This window comes from Candidatus Synechococcus spongiarum SH4 (assembly GCF_000586015.1).
GTDB classification, from domain to species: domain Bacteria; phylum Cyanobacteriota; class Cyanobacteriia; order PCC-6307; family Cyanobiaceae; genus Synechococcus_B; species Synechococcus_B spongiarum_F.
Genome location: NZ_JENA01000005.1, coordinates 1 through 20,534, shown reverse-complemented (window position 1 = coordinate 20,534; position 20,534 = coordinate 1). Strand labels below are relative to the sequence as shown.

15 protein-coding genes, 1 tRNA gene and 5 pseudogenes are annotated in these 20,534 nt (G+C 60.7%); 7 read left to right on the top strand and 14 right to left on the bottom strand.

Annotated features, from left to right (window positions below):
* The 7 genes and pseudogenes from rpoC2 to rpsT form a co-directional block, all read right to left on the bottom strand.
* Nucleotides 1-451: pseudogene (gene rpoC2 / locus BG35_RS0100680) on the bottom strand (DNA-directed RNA polymerase subunit beta'); the annotation flags it as partial.
* 49 nt (nt 452-500) lie between these two features.
* Nucleotides 501-1,982: pseudogene (rpoC1, locus tag BG35_RS0100675) on the bottom strand (DNA-directed RNA polymerase subunit gamma); the annotation flags it as partial.
* Nucleotides 1,983-2,129: 147 nt separating this feature from the next.
* Nucleotides 2,130-2,525 carry an SAP domain-containing protein gene (locus BG35_RS13515; RefSeq protein WP_236619726.1) on the bottom strand — a complete coding sequence of 132 codons (396 nt, stop codon included), beginning with the start codon at nt 2,523-2,525 and terminating at the stop codon, nt 2,130-2,132.
* Between the two features lie 330 nt (nt 2,526-2,855).
* Nucleotides 2,856-3,344: pseudogene (gene rpoC1, locus BG35_RS14010) on the bottom strand (DNA-directed RNA polymerase subunit gamma); the annotation flags it as partial.
* Nucleotides 3,345-3,430: 86 nt separating this feature from the next.
* On the bottom strand, nt 3,431-6,718 hold the full coding sequence (gene rpoB / locus BG35_RS0100665; protein WP_025781244.1) for a DNA-directed RNA polymerase subunit beta: 3,288 nt from the start codon (nt 6,716-6,718) through the stop codon (nt 3,431-3,433).
* Between the two features lie 241 nt (nt 6,719-6,959).
* Nucleotides 6,960-7,846, bottom strand: a pseudogene (locus BG35_RS09690) (TatD family hydrolase).
* The gene (gene rpsT, locus BG35_RS0100655) at nt 7,839-8,156 is read right to left on the bottom strand and encodes a 30S ribosomal protein S20 (RefSeq protein ID WP_025781243.1); all 318 of its coding nucleotides are present in this window, start codon (nt 8,154-8,156) and stop codon (nt 7,839-7,841) included. Before rpsT ends, BG35_RS09690 begins: the two are co-directional and overlap by 8 nt.
* A gap of 80 nt (nt 8,157-8,236) precedes the next feature.
* Between rpsT and hisD the strand changes: the two genes are divergently transcribed.
* Nucleotides 8,237-9,559: a histidinol dehydrogenase gene (gene hisD / locus BG35_RS0100650; protein WP_034416332.1), complete on the top strand. Its 1,323-nt coding sequence runs from the start codon at nt 8,237-8,239 to the stop codon at nt 9,557-9,559.
* Here the strand turns inward: hisD and rpiA are convergent.
* The 3 genes from rpiA to BG35_RS0100635 form a co-directional block, all read right to left on the bottom strand.
* Nucleotides 9,556-10,278: a ribose-5-phosphate isomerase RpiA gene (gene rpiA / locus BG35_RS0100645; RefSeq protein ID WP_025781241.1), complete on the bottom strand. Its 723-nt coding sequence runs from the start codon at nt 10,276-10,278 to the stop codon at nt 9,556-9,558. The genes hisD and rpiA overlap by 4 nt on opposite strands.
* A 65-nt stretch (nt 10,279-10,343) precedes the next feature.
* Nucleotides 10,344-11,525 carry a trypsin-like peptidase domain-containing protein gene (locus BG35_RS0100640; RefSeq protein WP_051506067.1) on the bottom strand — a complete coding sequence of 394 codons (1,182 nt, stop codon included), beginning with the start codon at nt 11,523-11,525 and terminating at the stop codon, nt 10,344-10,346.
* A gap of 60 nt (nt 11,526-11,585) precedes the next feature.
* A complete protein-coding gene (locus BG35_RS0100635; protein WP_071994731.1) occupies nt 11,586-12,410 on the bottom strand; it encodes a metallophosphoesterase in 825 nt (274 codons plus the stop codon).
* A gap of 122 nt (nt 12,411-12,532) precedes the next feature.
* On the opposite strand from BG35_RS0100635, the gene BG35_RS0100630 reads away from it, so the two are divergent.
* The 3 genes from BG35_RS0100630 to BG35_RS11335 are packed head-to-tail and all read left to right on the top strand — an operon-like array spanning nt 12,533 to nt 14,664.
* Complete coding sequence (locus BG35_RS0100630; protein ID WP_025781238.1) at nt 12,533-13,000, top strand: ribosome assembly cofactor RimP; 468 nt, start codon at nt 12,533-12,535, stop codon at nt 12,998-13,000.
* Between the two features lie 36 nt (nt 13,001-13,036).
* Nucleotides 13,037-14,365 carry a transcription termination factor NusA gene (nusA, locus tag BG35_RS0100625; RefSeq protein WP_025781237.1) on the top strand — a complete coding sequence of 443 codons (1,329 nt, stop codon included), beginning with the start codon at nt 13,037-13,039 and terminating at the stop codon, nt 14,363-14,365.
* Nucleotides 14,362-14,664: a YlxR family protein gene (locus BG35_RS11335; RefSeq protein WP_025781236.1), complete on the top strand. Its 303-nt coding sequence runs from the start codon at nt 14,362-14,364 to the stop codon at nt 14,662-14,664. Before nusA ends, BG35_RS11335 begins: the two co-directional genes overlap by 4 nt.
* A gap of 516 nt (nt 14,665-15,180) precedes the next feature.
* On the opposite strand, the gene BG35_RS0100615 is transcribed toward BG35_RS11335, so the two are convergent.
* Both BG35_RS0100615 and BG35_RS0100610 read right to left on the bottom strand, forming a co-directional pair.
* The gene (locus BG35_RS0100615) at nt 15,181-15,405 is read right to left on the bottom strand and encodes a hypothetical protein (RefSeq protein WP_152535104.1); all 225 of its coding nucleotides are present in this window, start codon (nt 15,403-15,405) and stop codon (nt 15,181-15,183) included.
* Between the two features lie 15 nt (nt 15,406-15,420).
* Nucleotides 15,421-16,041 carry a hypothetical protein gene (locus BG35_RS0100610; protein WP_034416315.1) on the bottom strand — a complete coding sequence of 207 codons (621 nt, stop codon included), beginning with the start codon at nt 16,039-16,041 and terminating at the stop codon, nt 15,421-15,423.
* A gap of 201 nt (nt 16,042-16,242) precedes the next feature.
* Here BG35_RS0100610 and infB point away from each other — a divergent pair.
* Nucleotides 16,243-18,953: pseudogene (gene infB, locus BG35_RS09680) on the top strand (translation initiation factor IF-2).
* A gap of 31 nt (nt 18,954-18,984) precedes the next feature.
* Here infB and BG35_RS09675 read toward each other — a convergent pair.
* Nucleotides 18,985-19,287 carry a DUF3493 domain-containing protein gene (locus BG35_RS09675; RefSeq protein WP_051506064.1) on the bottom strand — a complete coding sequence of 101 codons (303 nt, stop codon included), beginning with the start codon at nt 19,285-19,287 and terminating at the stop codon, nt 18,985-18,987.
* Between the two features lie 40 nt (nt 19,288-19,327).
* Here BG35_RS09675 and BG35_RS0100595 point away from each other — a divergent pair.
* Together BG35_RS0100595 and BG35_RS14265 are read left to right on the top strand one after the other, a co-directional pair.
* Nucleotides 19,328-19,400, top strand: a tRNA-Thr gene (locus BG35_RS0100595).
* Between the two features lie 78 nt (nt 19,401-19,478).
* The gene (locus BG35_RS14265; RefSeq protein ID WP_505625211.1) at nt 19,479-19,625 is read left to right on the top strand and encodes a YWSERL motif small protein; all 147 of its coding nucleotides are present in this window, start codon (nt 19,479-19,481) and stop codon (nt 19,623-19,625) included.
* 108 nt (nt 19,626-19,733) lie between these two features.
* Here BG35_RS14265 and BG35_RS0100590 read toward each other — a convergent pair.
* On the bottom strand, nt 19,734-20,534 hold an 801-nt coding region (locus tag BG35_RS0100590; RefSeq protein WP_025781232.1), incomplete at its 5' end, for a PQQ-dependent sugar dehydrogenase.

The window sequence follows — 20,534 nt, the reverse complement described above, 5'->3', positions numbered from 1 at the left end:
TCTTGACAGCCTCAACAAGGCGCTCATTGGTTTCTGTCCACGTATCAATCACCTTTGTATGTCGCTCTACTTCTGTAATTTCTCCCAGTCGGTAACGCTCTTCTGTGCGGGTAATCTCTTCTTCAGCTTCATTGAGAAGGTGTTTCTTATCTCCAGGAATCCTCAAGTCATCCACAGAGATGGAAACAGCCGCCTGGGTCGCATAGTGAAATCCCAGATCCTTCAGCTCATCGGCAATGGCCGTTGTGGCCGAAGTACCAAATTCCTTGTAGGCCCAAGCAATGAGACTGCGCAGACCCTTCTTGTCAATGACGCGATTGCGAAAGACAAGGGGAGGCTTTCCCTTTCGCTCTCCCCTACGGATCAGGGGAGCCTCTGCACTCAGCGCAGCAGTTGCTGAACTGGGGGCGGCAGACGTGGCGGACTTGATGGAGAAGTTGCTAGCAGTCATGGTTGAGAGAAGAGCGTGGGACAGGTTGATGGGGAAGAAAGGCAGTGAGTTAAGTGGCAGTAAAGCTGGAATCGGGTGGCCGATGTTTAACTCTATGGGCACTGATTACCGTATTAATCGTGTGGTTCATCACAACACGCCCTACTGTGGTCAAGATCATGCGGCTGAACAGATGGCCACCACTGTCGAACCGATCACAGCGAAACTTCCAGCGCTCAAGCCTGGTTCCATCTTTAAAGTGCTCCACGCGGTGGGGGCGAGCCGCTTCGTCAGGGGGATTGTCTACATCTCCCTGGAAGCGGACCCACACCCAGTCGTGCAGATTGAGGAGCCCTTGATCATAGGCGCCGCTCACATCTGCCAGGGAGGCATAGGTATGGCGATGGCTACCGTAGGGTGGTTTCCTGGTGGAGTGGGGAGACTCAGCGGTGAGATAGTACGCCCCCAGAACCATGTCTTGTGACGGAGTGATGATGGGCGTGCCTGTGGCAGGTGAGAGCACGTTGTTGCTGGCCAGCATCAAGAGTCTGGCTTCAGCCTGAGCCTCCAGAGCCAGAGGCACATGGACGGCCATCTGGTCTCCGTCGAAGTCCGCATTGTACGCTGGACAGACCAGGGGGTGCAGTTGAATTGCACGACCATCCACCAGCTTGGGCTCAAAGGCCTGGATGCCCAAACGGTGCAGGGTAGGGGCGCGATTCAATAGAATAGGATGCCCATCAATTACTTCCTGAAGAACAAGCATCACCTCATCATCATTTCGTTGAATCATTTTCTTGGCTGACTTAATGTTATTGACAATATTCTGGCGGATCAGGCGATGGATCACAAAGGGTTGGAACAGCTCAATCGCCATCTCCTTAGGCAAGCCACATTGGTGAATCTTGAGACTTGGACCCACCACAATCACGGAACGACCTGAGTAGTCTACCCGCTTCCCCAGGAGGTTTTGACGGAAGCGCCCTTGCTTGCCCTCAATAATATCACTTAAGGACTTGAAGGCGCGATTGTTGGCGCCAACAACCACACGGCCTCGCCGCCCATTATCGATTAAGGCATCCACAGCTTCCTGAAGCATCCGCTTTTCATTGCGGATAATGATTTCAGGGGCAAGGATTTCCTGCAACCTGGCCAGACGATTGTTGCGATTAATGACGCGGCGATAGAGATCATTTAGATCACTGGTGGCAAAACGACCCCCATCCAGTTGCACCATAGGGCGCAAATCTGGCGGAATTACAGGCAAGTTGTCTAGCACCATCCACTCTGGCCGGGACTTTGTGGCGATAAAATTGTCGATCACCCGCAACCGCTTAATGAGCCTGGCTCTCTTTTGTCCTTTACTCTTGACAACTTCCTCCCGCATCTCCGCGGCAATGGTTTGTAAATCCAAATCTTTCAAAAGCTGTTTCAATGCCTCAGCCCCAATGCTCACTTCCGGTTCTTGCTCTATATCAAAATCTACTGTATAAATAAAATCCTCAATCTCAAGCCATTCATCTTCAGTCAAGAGTTGCTTGTATGACAATTTGTACTTCTCTGTATTCATAAGTGTCACTGAAGTTATATTATTTTCCCGGTAAAATTGTTATGGTTTTCATGTGATCACTTTCATCAATTTCTACTCTTGCTTTGTTGTTATACTTGGCATCATCACTGCAAAGAGAATAAGCAACATCTATTGTTGCTTGAAAATCATCTTTATCGATATTCTGAATAATGATTTTTTGCGCTCGTCCCAATTATCAGGTGTAAAAACAAGTATCTGTGGGCTTACCGCCAGATCAGAATCTTTCCGGGACGACAACTGATCTTTCGGGATTGGATTTGCTGTGCTAGCCTGTTCCAGCCTTTGACAAAGCTCGGCTTTTGTCCCAGACCCTTTTAGGCCATACTGCTTACACAACTCCTTTAGCTCTTTATTTGTTTTTGTGCTGAGATCTTCATTGGTCAGATTCAGATTTTTCCTGCCAGCAGGATAGCTTGCTTCCCCGTTGATAATGGGACTGGCGGTGATTTGAACATCAGCATCAGGAGCAGCACCCAGCTTGATGTTGTAAGTTCCTGGCTCCATGGAAGTTACACCGGACCTAATCACAACATTCTTTATATCTTCATCAGTTGCATGAACATTGATCTCATTAATTGAAATATATTCACTTTTGTATCTGCTGTCTTGACTGGAAACTAAGTAATTTATGTTCAGATTACGCTGTTTATCTTTGTTATTAGTGCCAATAATTTTTACCTTTTGTGGCACATTCCAGTTGCTTGCATTAAAAGTTAATTTTTCTGGACTTACTTTTGCAGCAGCAGAGTTCTTGCCTTTGGCATTGATACTGACAATCACATCAGAACTTGGCACTTCGCTTAACGTAATAGAATAAGTGGCAACATTGAAAAGTTCATCAACCATTGAATTATACTGCTCATTTTTCGTTAACACAACATAACAATTAAAATAGACGATTTGCTCCACATCCCGCAAGGCCATGTCCAGGATAATCGCCACGTAACTTGGAATCCCTTTCAAATACCAGACATGGGAAACAGGCGCCGCCAGCTTGATGTAACCCATGCGATGGCGACGCACCCGGCTTTCAGTCACCTCAACGCCACAGCGCTCGCAAACGATTCCCCGATGACGTACCCGCTTGTACTTCCCACAATGACACTCCCAGTCTTTTGCAGGGCCAAAGATTCTCTCGCAGAAGAGGCCGTCCATCTCCGGCTTCAATGTGCGATAGTTGATGGTTTCCGGTTTGGTGACTTCACCAACCACCTGACCGTTGGGCAGGGTGCGTTGCCCCCAGGAACGGATCCGTTCTGGAGAAGCCAGGGTAATCCTGACGTGGTCGAAGTGGCTTTCGGAGCGGATGCTGCTGGTGGACATGGCCTTCAAGGATCAGGGTCAGGGTCAGGGGATGGAAAGGGAGGCGGTGGGTTCAGGCAAAAGCAAGGCGATGCATGGTTGTGGCGTCAATCGTCGTAGTCGGGAATGCCCAAGGACTCGTAGGTGGGTCGGCTGGGGGTGCTGCGGCGAGGATTCACGTCCTGCATGAGGTCCACTTCCGTGCCGTTTTCCTTGTAGGCGGCAATGTCCAGGCCCAGGGACTGGAGCTCTCGCATTAACACCTTGAACGACTCCGGTGTTCCTGGCCGCGGGATGGGCTTACCTTTGACAATGGCGTTCAGGGCTTCGTTTCGGCCCTGCATATCGTCAGACTTGACCGTGAGCAATTCCTGGAGTGTGTAGGCGGCGCCATAGGCCTCCAGAGCCCACACCTCCATCTCCCCGAGCCGCTGGCCCCCTTGCTGCGCCTTGCCGCCAAGCGGCTGCTGGGTTACCAGGGAGTAGGGACCCGTGGATCGGGCGTGGATTTTATCGTCAGCCATATGCACCAGCTTGAGGATGTGGGCTTTGCCGACGGTGACGGGTTGGTCGAAAGATTCGCCAGTGCGGCCATCCGTCAACTGGATTTTGCCTGGATGCTGGGAGTTGTAGACCCATGCCTTGTCCTCCTGGGCTGCAGCTTGTTCAAGGAAACTGGTGACGGTTTTCTTGGACATCTCCGGCTGATGCATCTCGTCAAAGGGGACCACCTTGACCCTGATCCCCAGATGCTCGGCAGCCCACCCCATCAGGCATTCGAAGACCTGGCCAACATTCATGCGGCTGGGAACACCCAGGGGGTTGAGAACAATGTCCACGGGAGATCCATCCGGCAGATAGGGCATGTCCTGTCGAGGCAGGATACGACTAATGATCCCCTTGTTGCCATGGCGTCCTGCCATCTTGTCCCCCACCTGGATTCTGCGCCGCACAGCCACATAGACCCGGACCACCATGTTGGCGCCAGGAGGCAGCTCGTCTCCCTGCTCCCGGGTGTAGACGCGCACATCCACCACCCGCCCTTTCTCCTTGAACGGCACCCGCAGGGAGTTGTCCCGCACATCCCTGGCTTTCTCGCCAAAAATGGCCCGCAGCAGCTTTTCTTCAGGCGGCTGGTCCGATTCACCCTTGGGGGTCACTTTCCCCACCAGCACGTCTCCCGCGGTGACAAAGGCCCCAATGCGAACGATTCCGTTTTCATCCAGGTTGGCGAGGGCCTCTTCGGCAATGTTGGGAATCTCCCGGGTGATCTCTTCAGGTCCCAGTTTTGTCTGGCGGGACTCAATCTCGTACTTCTCAATGTGGATGGACGTGTAGAGGTCATCCAGAACCAGTCGCTCACTCACCAAAATGGCGTCTTCGTAGTTGTAGCCTTCCCAGGGCATGTAAGCCACAGTCAGGTTTTGCCCCAGCGCCAGTTCCCCCCCCTGGCAGGCGGAGCCGTCCGCCAACACCTGGCCACGGATCACATGGTCTCCCACCTGGACAATGGGCCGGTGATTGAGGCAGGTGTCCTGGTTGGAGCGTTGGTACTTCTGCAGATAATGAACGTGTTTTTCACCATCCGCCGTGGTGACGACAATGGTGGCGGAGTCCACAAAACTGACCACTCCGTCCACCCGGGTAATGGGCACCATGCCGGAATCCCGGGTCAACTGGGGCTCCAGGCCGGTCCCCACCAGTGGCCGGGTGGGACGCAACAACGGCACAGCCTGGCGCTGCATGTTGGAACCCATCAGGGCGCGGTTGGCGTCGTCATGCTCCAGGAAGGGAATCAGGGAGGTGGCGATGGAGATGATTTGGACCGGCGAGAGCTGGACGTAATCCACCTGATCAGGAGGAACTTTCTCAAAGTCCTGGCGGTAGCGCACGGGCACCAGTTCGGTGCGGATGTAGCCCTCCCTGTCGGTGGCCACGTCACCGGGGGCCACACGGCATTCGTCTTCCACGTCAGCCGCCAGATAGATGGGATCTCCTTCTTTAATCACGCGGCCGTTTTCACATTTCCAAAAGGGAGTCTCGATGAAGCCATACTCATTCACGCGGGCATGGGTCGCCAGAGAGCCAATCAGACCGGCGTTGGGACCCTCCGGGGTTTCAATGGGGCAGATCCGCCCATAGTGGGACGGGTGAATATCCCGCACGGCAAAGCCGGCCCGCTCCCGGGTGAGGCCACCGGGACCCAGTGCTGAAATGCGCCGCTTGTGGGTGAGTTCCGCCAGAGGATTGGTCTGGTCCATGAATTGGCTCAACTGGCTGGAGCCAAAGAACTCTTTGACAGCGGCCACCAGGGGCTTGGGGTTGACCAACTGGGCGGGGGTCAGCGTATCGGCTTCGCCAACGGTCATGCGCTCACGGATGATGCGCTCCAGTCGGCTGAGGCCAACGCGCATCTGGTTCTGCAGTAGCTCGCCCACCGAGCGGATGCGGCGATTCCCCAGGTGATCAATATCATCCAGGCTGGTCCCCCCCACGTCCAACTCCAGGTTGATCAGGTAATCCAGGGTGGAGAGCACGTCCTCAGAGGTGAGAATGCGCACTGAGTCAGGAACCGTGAGCCGCAGCTTCTTGTTGACCTTGTAGCGGCCAACGCGGCCCAGGTCATAGCGCTTGGGATCGAAGAAGCGGCTTTGCAGCAACTGCTGACCACCGCTGACCGAGGGAGGCTCCCCTGGCCGCAGCTTCTTGTAGAGCGCCACCAGGGCTTGGTCTTCTGAAGAGATTCCCTCTTCCACGCTGGCCTCAATGGTTTTCCTGTAGTACTCAGGGTGGCGCAGCTTGTCCAGCACATCCGTGTCGGATAGACCAATGGCGCGCATCATCACGTGGCTGTTGATCTTACGAGTCTTATCCACGCGAACATGGAGAAGGCCGTTTTTATCAGTTTCAAACTTGAGCCAGGCGCCGCGATTGGGAATCATGCTGGCGTTGTAGGTGCGGCGACCATTTTTGTCCTGCTCATCCTTGAAATAGACGCCGGGGCTACGTACAATCTGGTTGATAATGACCCGCTCCGCCCCATTGATAATAAACGTCCCCCGCTCGGTCATCAGCGGCAGTTCTCCGATAAACACATCCTGCTCCTTGATCTCCCCACTCTCCCGGTTGATCAGTCGACAGGTAACGTACATCTGCGAAGCGTAGGTGGCATCACAACGCTTGGCTTCCTCCACGTCGTGGCGAGGCTGCTTCAGCCGGTACTGATCACCGATGAAATGCAACTCAAGCTTCCCCGTGTAATCGGTGATGGGTGAGAAGCTGTTCAACTCCTCAATCAGTCCCTTCTCCAGAAACCACTTGAAGCTGCTCCGCTGAACCTCCACGAGATCAGGAAGATGGGTGGCGGCTCTGGCAACCTGAATGGCGCTGCTCATGGGGTGGTGTCCCTGTTGAAGAACTGACAAAGACGTTGGGGCTGGGGTTTGTTGGAGAAAGACAGGCTCATGGACAGCAACGGCAAAGGGCAATCCTTCAAAGGAGAGGACGGCGCCTCCACCCTGCTCAGCCGCTCAAGACCTGTGGTGGTGAAGCTCTTCGACCTTGGACAAGTGCCTTGTGGGGTGATCTGCGCAGTCTGCCATGGGGCACACCGAACCACGCTGGAAATCCAGTGTATCACATATCGGCAGTGTTTGGGGCAGCCGCGGGGGTGGTCAAGGCGTTCTTCTCCATCAAGGGGGGCTCCCGCACCAATGCCCCCAAGCCAAAGAGGCGGGCCGCAGTCCCGCTGCTCACCTGGCGGACCCTTGCAATGGAGCAGTGACGCAAAGCCGCTATTGCCTCGGCCACATGGGCCACAAACGCAGGCTCGTTGCGTTGCCCCGGTGGGGTGTCGGGGCCAGAAACGGGCAATCCGTCTCCACCATATAGCGGTCCTCGGGCACCTGCCGGGCACAGGCATGGACGGCCTTGGCGTTCTTGAAGGTGACAATTCCGCTGAAGCTGATGATCAACCCCAGTTCCAGGAACCAGTCCATCTCCTGGGGCGTGCCGGCCCAGCAGTGCATGACCCCGCGCACAGGTCGTCCTGCCTGCCGCCGCGCCGCCAGAATGTCCCGTAGAAGCACGGCGGCATCCCGGCAGTGGATAATCACCGGCAGGTGCGCCTCCCAGGCTACATCCAGTTGGGCTTCAAGGGCATGGACCTGTTGCTCCACATTGGTGGCCTTGTAAAGATCCAGGCCCAACTCCCCCACGGCCACAACCCGCTCGTCCTGACGGCAGGCATCCAGGAACACGTTCGGTATGGCTTCATGCCACTTCCCAGTCTCCAGCGGGTGAAGGCCAACCGCATAACGCAGTTCCGGGAAGCGGTCCGCCAGTTGACGGATGGCCGGAATCTCTTCAGGGGTCACGCAGGCGTGGACCAGGGCGCGGACCCCCTGCTGCCGCCACCGCTGGGCCACCGTGTCCAGATCGTCTTGAAAATCCCCAAAGACCACATGGCAATGGCTATCCACCAAGGGGGGGCTGACGAGTGGCGGCGCACCAGCCTTAGCCATTGGCGGCGGCGGCCGGTGCGGCCGGTTCCAGAGCCTGCTTGACGGCCCGGCTGAGGCGGGACTTCTGGTGGGCTGCGGCGTTCCTGTGGAGAACACCCCGCTTCACCGCCTTGTCAATCCGGCTGAAGGCAACACGAATAGCGGTGGTTACCTGTTCCCGCCCCGCCTCGTCGGGTTGGTCGCCGCAGGCTGTGCAGGCCCCGAGACATTTCTTCACCAGAGTCCGCACCCCGGCCTTGTACATGCGGTTGCGCAGCCGGTTGCGCTCAGCAATGGCAATGCGCTTCTGTGCCGATTTGATGTTGGCCAAAGGTGGCTGAATGTTTTGTAAGGGGTTTGAGTCTACCCTAAGACCATGCCTCTAGTCATCGCCTAATGGGGGCCGCAACCATGGCACTGCCCGGTCTGCCGATTCTGCGGACAGTTGAAGATGCTCGGGCTCGTCTACGGCGGATTGCAGCGCGCCTCGACAGCAACCAGCAACACACCCGGCAAGTGGAGACGATCCTTGCTGCCGTGCGGGAACAGGGGGATGCTGCCCTGCTGGACTTTACAGCCCGCTTTGACGGGCAGCGCTTTGCCTCCCCCCAGGAGTTGATGGTGCCCCCGGAGGCCGGCCCCCAGGCCCTGGCCAGCTTGCCGGCGAAGTTGCGGCTGGCTTTGGAAACCGCCCACAGCCGCATTGAGGCGTTCCACCGCCGGCAATGCCCCCCGGACATTGACGTGACCGGCCCCTACGGAGAGCGGTTGCAACGCCGTTGGCGACCCATGGGGCGGGCGGGGCTCTACATTCCCGGCGGCCGCGCCGCCTATCCCAGCACCGTCTTGATGAACGCTGTTCCCGCCAAGGTGGCCGGGGTGGAGAAGGTGGTGATGGTGACGCCCCCCTCCGGGGACGGTTCGGTCAATCCGGCGGTGTTGGCGGCCGCAGCCCTGGCCGGCGTGGACCGGATCTACCGGGTGGGAGGGGCCCAGGCCATTGGGGCCCTGGCCTATGGCACGGAGACCATCCCTGCCGTGGACGTGATCACGGGGCCTGGGAACGTCTATGTGACCATGGCCAAGAAGGCGGTCTACGGCACGGTGGCCATCGACGCCCTGGCTGGCCCCAGCGAGGTTCTGGTGATTGCCGACGAGACGGCAGACCCGGACCTGGTGGCGGCTGATCTCCTGGCGCAGGCCGAGCACGATCCCCTGGCTGCCGCCATTGTTCTGACCACCAGCGATCATCTGTTGTCCCGTCTCCTCCCCTGCCTGACCCGGCAACTGGAAACGCACCCCAAGCCGGCCACCAGCATCCGGTCCCTGCAGGATTGGGGCTTGGCGGCCAAGGTGGCCACCCTGGCTGACGCCGTTAAGCTGGCCAATGAATTTGCGCCGGAACATCTGGAACTCCTGGTGGCCCGGCCCGACGCCCTGCTGCCCCGCATCCGCCATGCCGGAGCCGTCTTTGTTGGCCCCGAGACGCCCGAGGCGGTGGGGGACTATCTGGCCGGCCCCAACCACACCCTGCCCACAAGTGGCACGGCTCGCTTTGCCGGCGCCCTCGGGGTGGAAACCTTCATGACCAATATGAGTCTGATCCATTACACCCACCAAGCGCTGGCGGCCACAGGTGAACACGTGATGGCCATGGCGGCCAGCGAGGGGCTCCATAGCCATGGGGAATCCGTGCGGCGGCGGCTCAAGAAAGATTGTGGACAGAACCCTTAGCGGTCCCCAGGGGGCGCCAGTGTACGCACCTGAATGCCCTGCTCCGTCGCCTCCCCCACCAGCACCTGGTCCGCCAGGCTGACAAACAGGCCGTTTTCCACCACGCCAGGAATTGCATTGAGTTGATGCTCCAGTTCCGCACCGTCACCAATGCCCCCCGGGAAGCGCACATCCAGAACCAGATTGCCCTGATCGGTCACCACCGGACCGGCCTTCCGTTGCGCGATCCGCAGTTCACATTCGGCCCCCATGGAGCGAAGACGGCGACTCACCAGGGACCAGGCGCCAGGAAGCACCTCCACCGGCAGGAGAAAGTCCAGATTCAGCCGGTCCACCAGCTTGCCGGCATCCACCACCACCAGGAAGCGGCGCGCCGCCGAGGCCACCAGCTTTTCCTGGACATGGCAGGCGCCACCGCCTTTGATCAACTGGAAGCCAGGGTCCACTTCATCGGCGCCGTCAATGGCCAGATCAACCGCTTCCACGTGGTTGAGATCCACCAGGGGAATGGCCAGTCTGCTGGCCAGGACCTGACTTTGAAAGGAGGTGGGCACCGCTGTGATGTTCTCCAGTTGGCCTTGGCGCAGTTTCTCCCCCAAAGCTTCAATCATGAGGGCGGCCGTGGATCCCGATCCCAGGCCCAGCACCATGCCGCTCCGGATCTGCTCCACTGCCGCCTCTGCCACGGCCTGTTTGATGCGGGTCTGCAGGTCGCCCATGTCCCATATACAGCGGGGGAGATTTTAGCAGGGCGCTGACGTTTCCCCATGGCCGCCGGCCATGCTCACCTGGGCATGGCCTCGGGGGTCACCTCCAACTGAAACTCCTGTTCGCCTCTCTGAATGTGGAGCTCCAGGGGCTGACCCACCTGGGACGCTTCCACAAGAGCCAGCAATTCTTCCGGTTCATGAACGGTCTGGTGACCAGCGCCCACCACCAGATCGCCCCGGCGCAATCCGGCCCGCTCCGCCGGACTGGCCTCAACCACATTCTGGACCAGCGCCCCATCCCGTTCAGGCAGCTTCAGGAGCGTGTTGGGATCAGCGTTATGACTCCGAGCACGGCGCCGGGTCAACTGCACCATCTGAATCCCCAGATAAGGGTGGGTGATCTCCCCCTGGCTTTCCAGGAGAACGGCCACTTGGCGAGCCAGGTTGATGGGAATGGCAAATCCCAACCCCGCCCCGGGGCCGCTGCGCACCAAGGTGTTGATCCCGATGACCTCGCCGGCGGCATTCACCAGGGGACCGCCGGAGTTGCCGGGATTGATGGCGGCATCGGTCTGGATAAGTTCCAGGCGTTTGTCGACGAATCCCAGGCTGGCAATGCTGCGGTGCAAGTTGCTGATGATGCCCAGGGTGACCGTGCTATCCAGCCCGTAGGGATTGCCCAGGGCGATGGCCCAGTCCCCCACCTCAAGGCTTGCGGAATCCCCCAGTTGCGCCACCTGGATGGCGCTGTCACCCGTACGCAGCGCCACCAAAGCCAGGTCCGTAACGGAATCACTGCCGCTGACAGCGCCAGTGAAGGAACGCCCGTCCGACAACGTCACCTCCACACTGTCAACCCCGTCCACCACGTGGGCATTGGTGAGCACCAGGGCATGGTTGTTCTCCGGATTCGTGGCAATCACCACCCCCGAACCCTGGCTGTGCTGCTGATGGGTACTGGGTAGATCTCCCAGGGCGTCCTGCAGGAGAGGGTCCAGCAGCATGGGATTGAGACCGGACCCACGGACACGGCGCTCCGTGTCAATGCGGACAACAGCCGGCGCCACCTGCTGTACGGCCATGGCAACAAAGCTGTGGCCATGGGCCTGGGTGGTTGCCGGCCCCGGCGTTTCCGCTGTGGTCAAGCCATGGGCCTGGGCCGGGAGGGGTTGGGGGAATGCCAGTGTCAGCGCCAGTGCAAGGGTTGCGGCAGTGGCAAGGGCGGAAGCCCATCTGCGCAATAGCAACCGAGCCATGGGGGTGAACGTTGCCCTTGGGTCGTACGGAAACAACACAGTGGGGTTTTACAGCACAAGCTAGCCAGATAAACCGGGACACAGGGACTTTTCCGGTGTGGTCTGTCCATTGACGATCCGCATCACCTGGGTGTGCAACCCACCGTTGGCCGCCAGCCGCAGAAGCCGCCAGCCCGGCGCGTCGGGATAGGCGCTGGGCTGGGCTGGCGCAATCTGCATTGCCGTGGACGGACAGGCCATGAGGGGCAGGGGGGCCTGCTGCTGCCAGGCTTGATGCACATGGCCAAACACCGCCCCCTTCACCTGGGGAACGTTCCGGAGAAGGTTCAGCAAACGCCCAGGCGTCTCCAGGGCGATGGGATCCATGCGCGGGGAACCGATCATGGTGGGCGGGTGGTGCAGGGCCACCAGGCAGGGGCCTGGATGGGTGGAGAGGGTGCTGGCCAGCCAGTCCAGTTGCGCCGTGGAGATGTGGCCCCCCTTGCAGCCGGCCACGTGGGAGTTCAGACCCACCACCAACCAGTTGCCCACAGCCACGCCACAGGGTGCAACCGAGGCCTGTCGCCCCAGACAGCTTCTCAGCAAATGGGGGTGATCATGGTTCCCCGCCATCACCAGAGCAGGACTGCCGCAGGTGGCCAGTTGATCCCGAAGCAACCCATAGGCAGCCCAGGTTTCATCCTGGCCCAGATCACCGGTTAGCAGGATGAGGTCAGGATCGGCGCTGCGTACAGAGCGAAGACAGCTTCGGAACAGGGCATAGCTGTCGACGCCGCGATACCGCCCACGAGGGTCGGCCAACAGGTGAGGGTCTGTCAGTTGAGCCACTGTCCATGCTGTGGGGTGTGTCAATGGGCGGAAAGGGTTGCTAGCTTTTCCCCACATTGCCACTGGGTCCGTTCGATTTTCATGGCATCCGTGCTTGTTTTCCAGGCACTTTGACGCCATGGAGGTTGGGCGGGGAGTCTCCCCTCAGTTGGTCCTGAGAGTCTGTCCAGACCCGTGCCTTGACTCATGTCCTAGTCCCCACAATCCGCAGTCATGCCGAGACCGCCGCTGGACCCCTGGGTCTGGTTGTGTGTGACGTGGCCGTTCAGGCCCACCGTCAGCCACTGGCGGTGGTTGTCGCAATCCGCCGCCTGGACGGAGGTGACGTGTCTATTGTTCACTGTGAAAAGCTCAGCCATCGTCTGGGGGTTCTCCTTGATGAAGCTGAACTTTTTGCAACGGCCTTTGTCCTGGAGGTGTCCAGCCCTGGCCTCAGCGAGGATCTGGTCAGTGATCGTGATTTCCAGAGCTTTCGTGGGTTCCCCGTGGAACTCCACCGCCAGCGCCAGGGGCATCACGACGTTATCCACGGCGCCCTGATGGGCCGGGATGAGACCGTGGTCCGCCTGAACCGCAAGGGCCGCATCACCTGTGTTCCCCGTGGCGAGGTGCTGCAGGTCCGACTCACCAGCGGCCCATCCGGCTAGCCAGCCGCCCTTTCGTTATCCACAACCTGACCATCCATGTCGCTCGTAATGCTTCCGGGCTTGGCGGCCCTGATCGAGAACATCAGCGAAGAGAAGAAGCTGCCCCCCAGTACGGTTGAGCACGCTCTGCGGGAATCCCTTCTCAAGGGGTATGAAAAGTACCGGCGCACACAGATGCTGGGAAGCGGTGAAGATCCGTTCGAGGGGGATTATTTCGCGAACTTCGACGTCTCTCTCAGTCTTGACGAGGAGGGCTTCCAGGTTCTGGCCAGCAAGATCATCGTAGACCAGGTGGATAGCGAGGACCACCAGATCGCTCTGGTGGATGTGCAGCAGGTGGCGGAAGATGCCCAGATTGGCGACACGGTGGTGCTGGATGTCACGCCGGATCGGGACGACTTCGGCCGCATGGCCGCCACACAGACCAAGCAGACGCTGGCCCAGCGGCTCCGGGATCACCAGCGTCACATGATCCAGGAGGAGTTTGCGGACCTGGAGGATCCTGTGCTCAGCGCCCGTGTCCTGCGCTTTGAACGCCAGAGCGTGATCATGGCCGTCAGCTCCGGTCTTGGACGGCCGGAAGTGGAGGCGGAGCTTCCACGGCGAGATCAGCTTATCAATGACAACTATCGCGCCAACGCCACCTTCCGGGTGTTTCTCAAGGAGGTGTCGGAGGCGCCGCGGCGAGGGCCTCAGTTGTTTGTCTCACGGGCCAATGCGGGGCTGGTGGTCTACCTGTTCGAGAACGAGGTCCCGGAAATCCAGGAGGGGTCCGTGCGCATTGTGGCCGTGGCCCGGGAAGCCAACCCACCCTCCCGTTCCGTGGGGACACGAACCAAGGTGTCTGTGGACAGCACGGAGCGGGAAGTGGACCCTGTAGGCGCCTGCATCGGGGCCCGTGGTTCCCGGATCCAGCAGGTGGTCAATGAACTCAGGGGCGAGAAGATTGATGTGATCCGCTGGTCGGCGGATCCAGCCCAGTACATTGCCCATTCCCTGAGCCCCGCCAAGGTGGGTCAGGTGCGGCTGGTGGATCCTGAAGCCCGGCATGCCCATGTGCTTGTTCCCCCGGACCAGTTGAGCCTGGCCATTGGCCGTCAGGGGCAAAACGTCCGCTTGGCCGCACGACTCACGGGGTGGAAGATCGACATTAAAAACTCCACGGAGTACGACCAGGGGAAAGAGGACGCCATCGTGGCCAAACTCATCGCGCAGCGGCAGAAGGAGGAAAAAGCCCAAGTGGAAGCAGAGGCGCGCATCAAGGCGGAACAGGCCATGCGCGCCGAGGAGGATGCCCGCCTGCGGGAGCTCTATCCCCAGCGGGATGATCTTGACGGTCAGGCGCTCTGGCAACAACAGCAATGAGCGCCACCCCAAGGCCGGTTGTGAGACGTTGTGTGAGTTGCGCCTGCCTGAAGGACCGCACCCGGATGCTGCGGCTGGTGCGGCTGGCGTCAGGGGGCCTGGGCCTGGGCAAGGGGTTTGGCCGCTCCGCCTATGTGTGCCGGTCCAGGCGGTGCCTGCAAGACGCCCGGCGACGAAAACGCATCCAGAGAAGCTTGCGAATTTCCCATCATTCCGCCATTGACGCCACATTGGCAGCCGAACTGGACAGGGTTGAGCCGCAAAACAAGGAGCCCGGTCAGGATTGTCCTGTAGGATGACAGGGCTTTTCCGCGCCGCAGCCTTTGGTCTTACGCCCACCCTCCAGTCCGACGCCACAAGCTCCACGGCTTTTGTCCTATAGACTCAAGTGGTTCTGGTTCGCGTCTGCAAGCCTTTCTGAAGGGAGGTCTTGCGGAGCCAAGGTTCTGGTGAGGCTCTCCAGTAGTGCTCGCCTTCCCTGGGGCAGGATGTCAACAGCCCTTGCATAAGGAGGGCTCGATGGGGTCAAACCCTCATCGCTCGTCTGGAGTACGCATGACCAAAAGCGGCAACGTCCGTATCAATGAGCTTTCGCGCGCCCTTAGCCTTCCCTCATGGCGCGTTGTTTTTGATGCTGCAAAGAAGCTTTCCATCCCCGTCAAGAGCCACAGCGGCTCAATCACCGAGGGGCAGGCCGAAACCGTCATTGGCCACCTTGTGGCTGAAGGTCACCTGACGGAAGACTCGGCGTCCGCCTACAAAAACAAGGCCGTCCAGAAGGAGAAGACCGTTGGACCGGACAAGCCCGGCCAGGCTCAGCCAGCCTCCCGGTTGAAAGCCAAGGCGGCGGTGACCGCACGACCGGCGCCGCCACAAGCCTCCGCCCCGCGCAAGCCTGCCCCCAAGCCGTCTTCTGCTGACCAGAAACTCCATAGAAAGCCATCCCGACCAGCCAAGGAGCCAGCCCCCGGCCCTGTCAGGCTGGCCAGCACCTCCAGAAGCAAGAAGGATCCGCGGCGCCCCAGTGTGGTCAAGGTCAAGGGCAAACCAGCGGATCAGCCCGCCAAAGGGAAGACCCTTGGCAAGAGGTCAAGGGCAAAGGCAGGTCTTACGCTGGTGAAACCGCCGTCTGCGGAACCCAAACCGCTCCAGAAGCCCAGGCTGGTGCGGCCCACTGCGGCGGCGCCCACTGCGCCCAAGAAGCCTCCGGAAGTTGCGACTGCTGCCGGGGCGGGGAAGGCGTCCAAGGCGCGGGCAGGATCCCCAGGGGGCAAATCACCATCTACGGAACCCAAGCCGCTCCAGAAGCCCAGGCTGGTGCGGCCCACTGTGGTGCGGCCCACTGCGCCCAAGAAGTCTCCGGAAGTTGCGACTACTGCCGGGGCGGGGAAGGCGTCCAAGGCGCGGGCAGGATCCCCGGGGGGCAAATCACCAAAATCACCATCGGTGATCAGCAAGCCGTCCAAGGTGTCTGCTGCGGTCAGAAAAGCAGCCGCAAAGCCGGCCAAGGGGACAACTCCACCGGACAAGGCGGCAAGTCCCCCCGTGGCCAAGCAGCCGCCACCGCTCATGGCGCCCCCCAAGCCTGCCGCCGCAAGGTCCCCTGTGGGCGAGAAACCGGTTCGCAAGTCCACTGGCGGCGCCAGCCCCAGCCCCGTATCATCCCCAACCTCCACACCGACTCCCAGGCCAGCCAAAGATCAGCGCTTGCGTTCAGGAGACAGGTCGGCAACGGTCCCCCCCCCAGGAAGCCGTCCCTGCCTGCTGCCCCCAAGGTTTCCAGTGGCCCCGGTCGCCCCCCGCAAGCCGCCAAGGCAGTGGATCAACGACTCCGTCGTCCCGGTGCAAAAGCTCCACGCTCTGTGGTGGCATCCGGGATGCCCCGTTCCCGGTCCTCAGCGCTGGGGGGGCGTTCTGATGGCGCCCGGTCAGGGCAATCCACGCCCCAGGCGCGGCCGCCTGTAAGACAGCCCCAAATCGTGGCGCGCCGTCCCAACACCAGGACGGAAAGCCCCGGCACGCCACAGCGCTCCGGATCCGGAGGCGTGGATGCACCGCCACAGCAGAACCGTCCGGAGTTCGTGGGGCGGCTCCAGCGTGGGGGCGGCGCCAGTGGCAACCCGGTTGTGCGGGACAGTCCCGCAACGGGTGAGCGGCGACCGAAACCGGCTGGACTCTCCCGGGCATCGGAACTGGTGGGCCGTCCCCTGCATCGCGCCCCAGGCGGTCCTCCGGGCGTCAGCCGTCCCGGAGGGGCCGGCGCCGAGCGGCCCCAGGGGGGACTTCCCCCAGGGGTGCGACGGCCTGCGGCCCCCAGTGAAGTTCTGGGTAAGGAGGGGGCTTCCGGAACCGCACCGACCGCAACGCGCCCCAAGCACGATCCCAAAACCACGACGGAATCCCCCACACCGCCGCGGCGCCCCGGTCCGCCCCGCAGTGGCGTTCCCGGTGGTCGCGCCCGCACCGCTGCCGGTGGGCGATCCAGGCGTCAGGATTGGGACGATTCGGCCCGCCTGGAGCAGTTGCGACGTGGTGGCGCTGCCAGCAAACAGCGCACCAAGGTTCACATCATCGGCATCCATGACGAAGACGTAAATGCTGGCGAAGGCTTTGCCAGCGAAGGGGCTGCTGCGGTGCTGTCCGCGTCGTTGGCCCGCCCTTCCGGCAAGCCCCAGGCAGGGGCAGGCCAACCCGCAGTCAAGACCAAGACAAAGCGGCGTAAGAAGCCCAAGGAGACCGCCCGGCAACGGCAACGGCGACGGGCCATGGAACTGCGTCAAGCCCGGGAGGCCAAGCAGCAGCGTCCTGAAATGCTTGTGGTTCCGGAAGGCAATCTGACGGTCCAGGAGTTGGCCGAGGCCCTAGGCGTGGACAGCTCGGACATCATCAAGTCCTTGTTCTTCAAAGGCATCTCGGCAACGGTGACCCAATCCCTGGATCTGCTGGCCATCGAGAAGGTGGCCGAGGAGTTCGGGGTGCCCGTTATGGAGGACGACGTTGAAGCCGCCGCCAAGAAGACGGTTGCCATGATCGAGGACGAGGACCTTGAGAACCTCAGCCGGCGTCCGCCCGTGGTGACGGTGATGGGCCATGTGGACCATGGCAAGACCAGTCTGCTGGATGCCATTCGCAGCACCCGTGTGGCGGCGGGAGAGGCCGGCGGCATCACCCAGCACATTGGCGCCTACCAGGTGGAGGTGGTCCACGAGGAGAAGCCTTCCCTCATCACCTTCCTGGATACGCCCGGTCACCAGGCCTTTACAGCCATGCGGGCACGGGGCGCCAAGGTGACCGACATTGCTGTTCTGGTGGTTGCCGCCGATGATGGGGTGCGCCCGCAAACCCTTGAAGCCATCAGCCATGCACGGGCCGCGGAGGTGCCAATCGTGGTGGCCATCAACAAGATGGACAAGGAGGGCGCCAACTCGGACCGGGTGCGCCAGGAGTTGGCCGACCACGGTTTGATGAGTGAGGAGTGGGGGGCGACACGGTCATGGTCCCCGTCAGCGCACTCAAGGGCCAGAACATTGACAAGCTGCTGGAGATGATCCTTCTGGTGAGCGATGTGGAGGATCTGCAGGCCAATCCCGAGCGGCTGGCCAGAGGAACCGTGGTGGAGGCCCACCTGGACAAGGCCAAGGGACCGGTGGCCACCTTGCTGGTGCAGAACGGCACCCTGCGACCTGGCGACGTGATCGCCGCCGGTCCGGTTCTGGGCAAGATCCGGGCCATGGTCAATGACCAGGGTGAGCGGCTCGTGGAAGGTCTCCCCTCTGCCGCCGTGGAAGCCCTTGGCTTCAGTGAAGTGCCCACAGCGGGGGATGCCTTCGAGGTGTTCGCAGACGAGAAGTCTGCCCGCGCCGTGGTCAGTGACAGGGTCAGTGATGCCCGCACAGCCCGGTTGGCCCAGCAGATGGCCAGTCGTCGCGTCAGCCTCACAGCCCTGTCGGACCAGGCGGCCGAGGGTGAACTCAAGGAACTCAACCTCATTCTCAAGACCGATGTTCAGGGGTCTCTGGAGGCCATTCTGGGATCCCTCGAACAACTCTCTCAAGAAGAGGTGCAGATTCGTGTCCTGTTGTCCTCCCCCGGAGAGGTCACGGAAACCGACATTGATTTGGCCACCGCCTCGGGCGCCGTGGTCATCGGCTTCAACACCTCCATGGCCAGTGGTGCGCGACGAGCTGCGGAAGCCGCTTCCGTAGACGTGCGCAACTATGACGTCATCTATAAACTTCTGGAGGACATCCAGGGAGCCATGGAGGGCCTCCTGGAACCGGAATTGGTGGAAGAGCCCCTGGGCTGGGCGGAGGTGCGGGCCGTCTTCTCCATCGGCAATGGCGCCGTGGCCGGGTGTTACGTCACGGAAGGCAAGTTGCAGCGCAACTGCCGGCTACGGGTGCATCGGGGCAGTCAGGTGGTCCATGACGGGGATCTGGACTCTCTCCGCCGCATCAAGGACGGGGTGAAGGAGGTCAATGCCGGCTATGAATGTGGCGTGGGCGTGAGTCGCTTCACGGGTTGGCAGGAGGGGGACCGGCTGGAAGCCTTCTCGATGGTCATGGTGAGGCGCACGTTGAATGTTTGAGGTGGGCCCCATTTGCAGCGTCTCTGCAGCGTCAGCGCCCCTTCCGCGACGTGCTTTCTCCGGTCTGGCCAGGGTTGACCTCGGGTCTGGGGGAGCGGTCCTTCCAGAGCAGGTAGCCAAACAACACCACTGCACCCACCTGGATAAGCACGTCGTTCAGGTCCACTGTTTCTCCGCCAACCAGCCGCAACACCATGATCGCCAGCCCCAGGGCCGCCGAGGCCTCCAGAGCAATCCACAGCGCCCGCCGCAGGCTCTGCCATGGAGTCCTTAACTCTTCTTGAAGTTTTGCTTTGAGCTGGGGATCCAGAGGATGAGGGGATTGGGGAGCCATGGGTGACTTGGACTGGCGCTAACTTAGGATTCCATGGTTAGCCGCTGTAGCTCAGTTGGTAGAGCAACGCTTTCGTAAAGCGTGGGTCGTCGGTTCAAGTCCGGTCAGCGGCTTGATGGTGAAGTGACCAGAACTGTGTCCCTGGTCACTGTTTTAGGATAGGAGCACTGTTGTTTCCGCTCTGAGGCGCAATGGTTCGGATCAGTTGGTCTCTCTCTGGTGATCGAAACCACGAAACTGTGGCGTTCCACGAGGCGCGGCACCGCCGCCGCCAGTTGGAGGCACAGGGTGCAGTTGTCTACTGGAGTGAAAGGGTCTGCCACCCCCACCCCTGTTGACGGCGTTGACGGCCGGTGCCCCCTGCCTCTCCAGAAGCCCCCTGGCCCCGGACTCAAGCCAGCAGTCACGTTGAGTCCTGAGCCTGGGCGCCGGGGAACAGCGCACCATCAACCGCCTGGAACGAGGCGAAGGATCCCGCCGTCCTGCTCGTCGTCAGTCAAGACATAAACAACACCGTCAGGGGCGACGGCCACATCGCGGATGCGCTGGCCCTCGTCGGCAAGGAGCCGTTCCTCATGCGCCACGGACTCACCCTCCAGTTCCAGACGGAGAATGGCCCGGGCCCTGAGACCGGATACAAGCAGGTTGCCCTGCCAGCCCGGGAATTCCGGGCTTGTGTAGAAGGCAATACCGCCAGGGGCAATGGCCGGGGTCCATGTGGCGACGGGATCCTCCAGTCCCGGCGCCCGCCTGTGGCCACCACCCACCGGCCGACCGGAGTACTCCACCCCATGGGACACCAGGGGCCAGCCGTAATTTCCCCCTGGCCTGGGGACGTTCAGTTCATCGCCACCGCGGGGGCCATGCTCACTGATCCATAACTTGCCCGTCTCCGGGTGGATGGCCGCCCCCTGAACATTGCGGTGTCCATAGGACCAGATTTCCGGCAGGGCATCGTCGCGGTCAAGGAACGGGTTATCGTCAGGCGCTGTGCCATCGGGGCGCAGCCGCACCACCTTGCCCAGGTGGGAGCGGAGATCCTGGGCCTGCTGCCGCCATCGGTCCTGGAACCGTTCCCCGAGGGTCACAAACAGAGTTCCGTCTCTGGCGAAGACCACGCGGGCGCCAAAGTGCAGACGGCCCGGATACCGGGGCGACTGGCGAAAGACGACGGTGACGTCTTCAAGGGTTGCGCCATCGCTGGAAAGCCGTGCATGGGCTACGGCGGTGGAGTTGGCGCCGTCGGC

Coding starts and splice junctions, on each gene's coding strand:
- BG35_RS09675 (WP_051506064.1), bottom strand. CDS start 19,287: ATGGCTCCCCAATCCCCTCATCCTCTGGATCCCCAGCTCAAAGCAAAA.
- BG35_RS14265 (WP_505625211.1), top strand. CDS start 19,479: ATGGTTCGGATCAGTTGGTCTCTCTCTGGTGATCGAAACCACGAAACT.
- rpoB (WP_025781244.1), bottom strand. CDS start 6,718: ATGAGCAGCGCCATTCAGGTTGCCAGAGCCGCCACCCATCTTCCTGAT.
- BG35_RS11335 (WP_025781236.1), top strand. CDS start 14,362: ATGAGCGCCACCCCAAGGCCGGTTGTGAGACGTTGTGTGAGTTGCGCC.
- BG35_RS0100635 (WP_071994731.1), bottom strand. CDS start 12,410: ATGTGGGGAAAAGCTAGCAACCCTTTCCGCCCATTGACACACCCCACA.
- hisD (WP_034416332.1), top strand. CDS start 8,237: ATGGCACTGCCCGGTCTGCCGATTCTGCGGACAGTTGAAGATGCTCGG.
- BG35_RS0100640 (WP_051506067.1), bottom strand. CDS start 11,525: ATGGCTCGGTTGCTATTGCGCAGATGGGCTTCCGCCCTTGCCACTGCC.
- rpiA (WP_025781241.1), bottom strand. CDS start 10,278: ATGGGCGACCTGCAGACCCGCATCAAACAGGCCGTGGCAGAGGCGGCA.
- nusA (WP_025781237.1), top strand. CDS start 13,037: ATGTCGCTCGTAATGCTTCCGGGCTTGGCGGCCCTGATCGAGAACATC.
- BG35_RS13515 (WP_236619726.1), bottom strand. CDS start 2,525: ATGGAGCCAGGAACTTACAACATCAAGCTGGGTGCTGCTCCTGATGCT.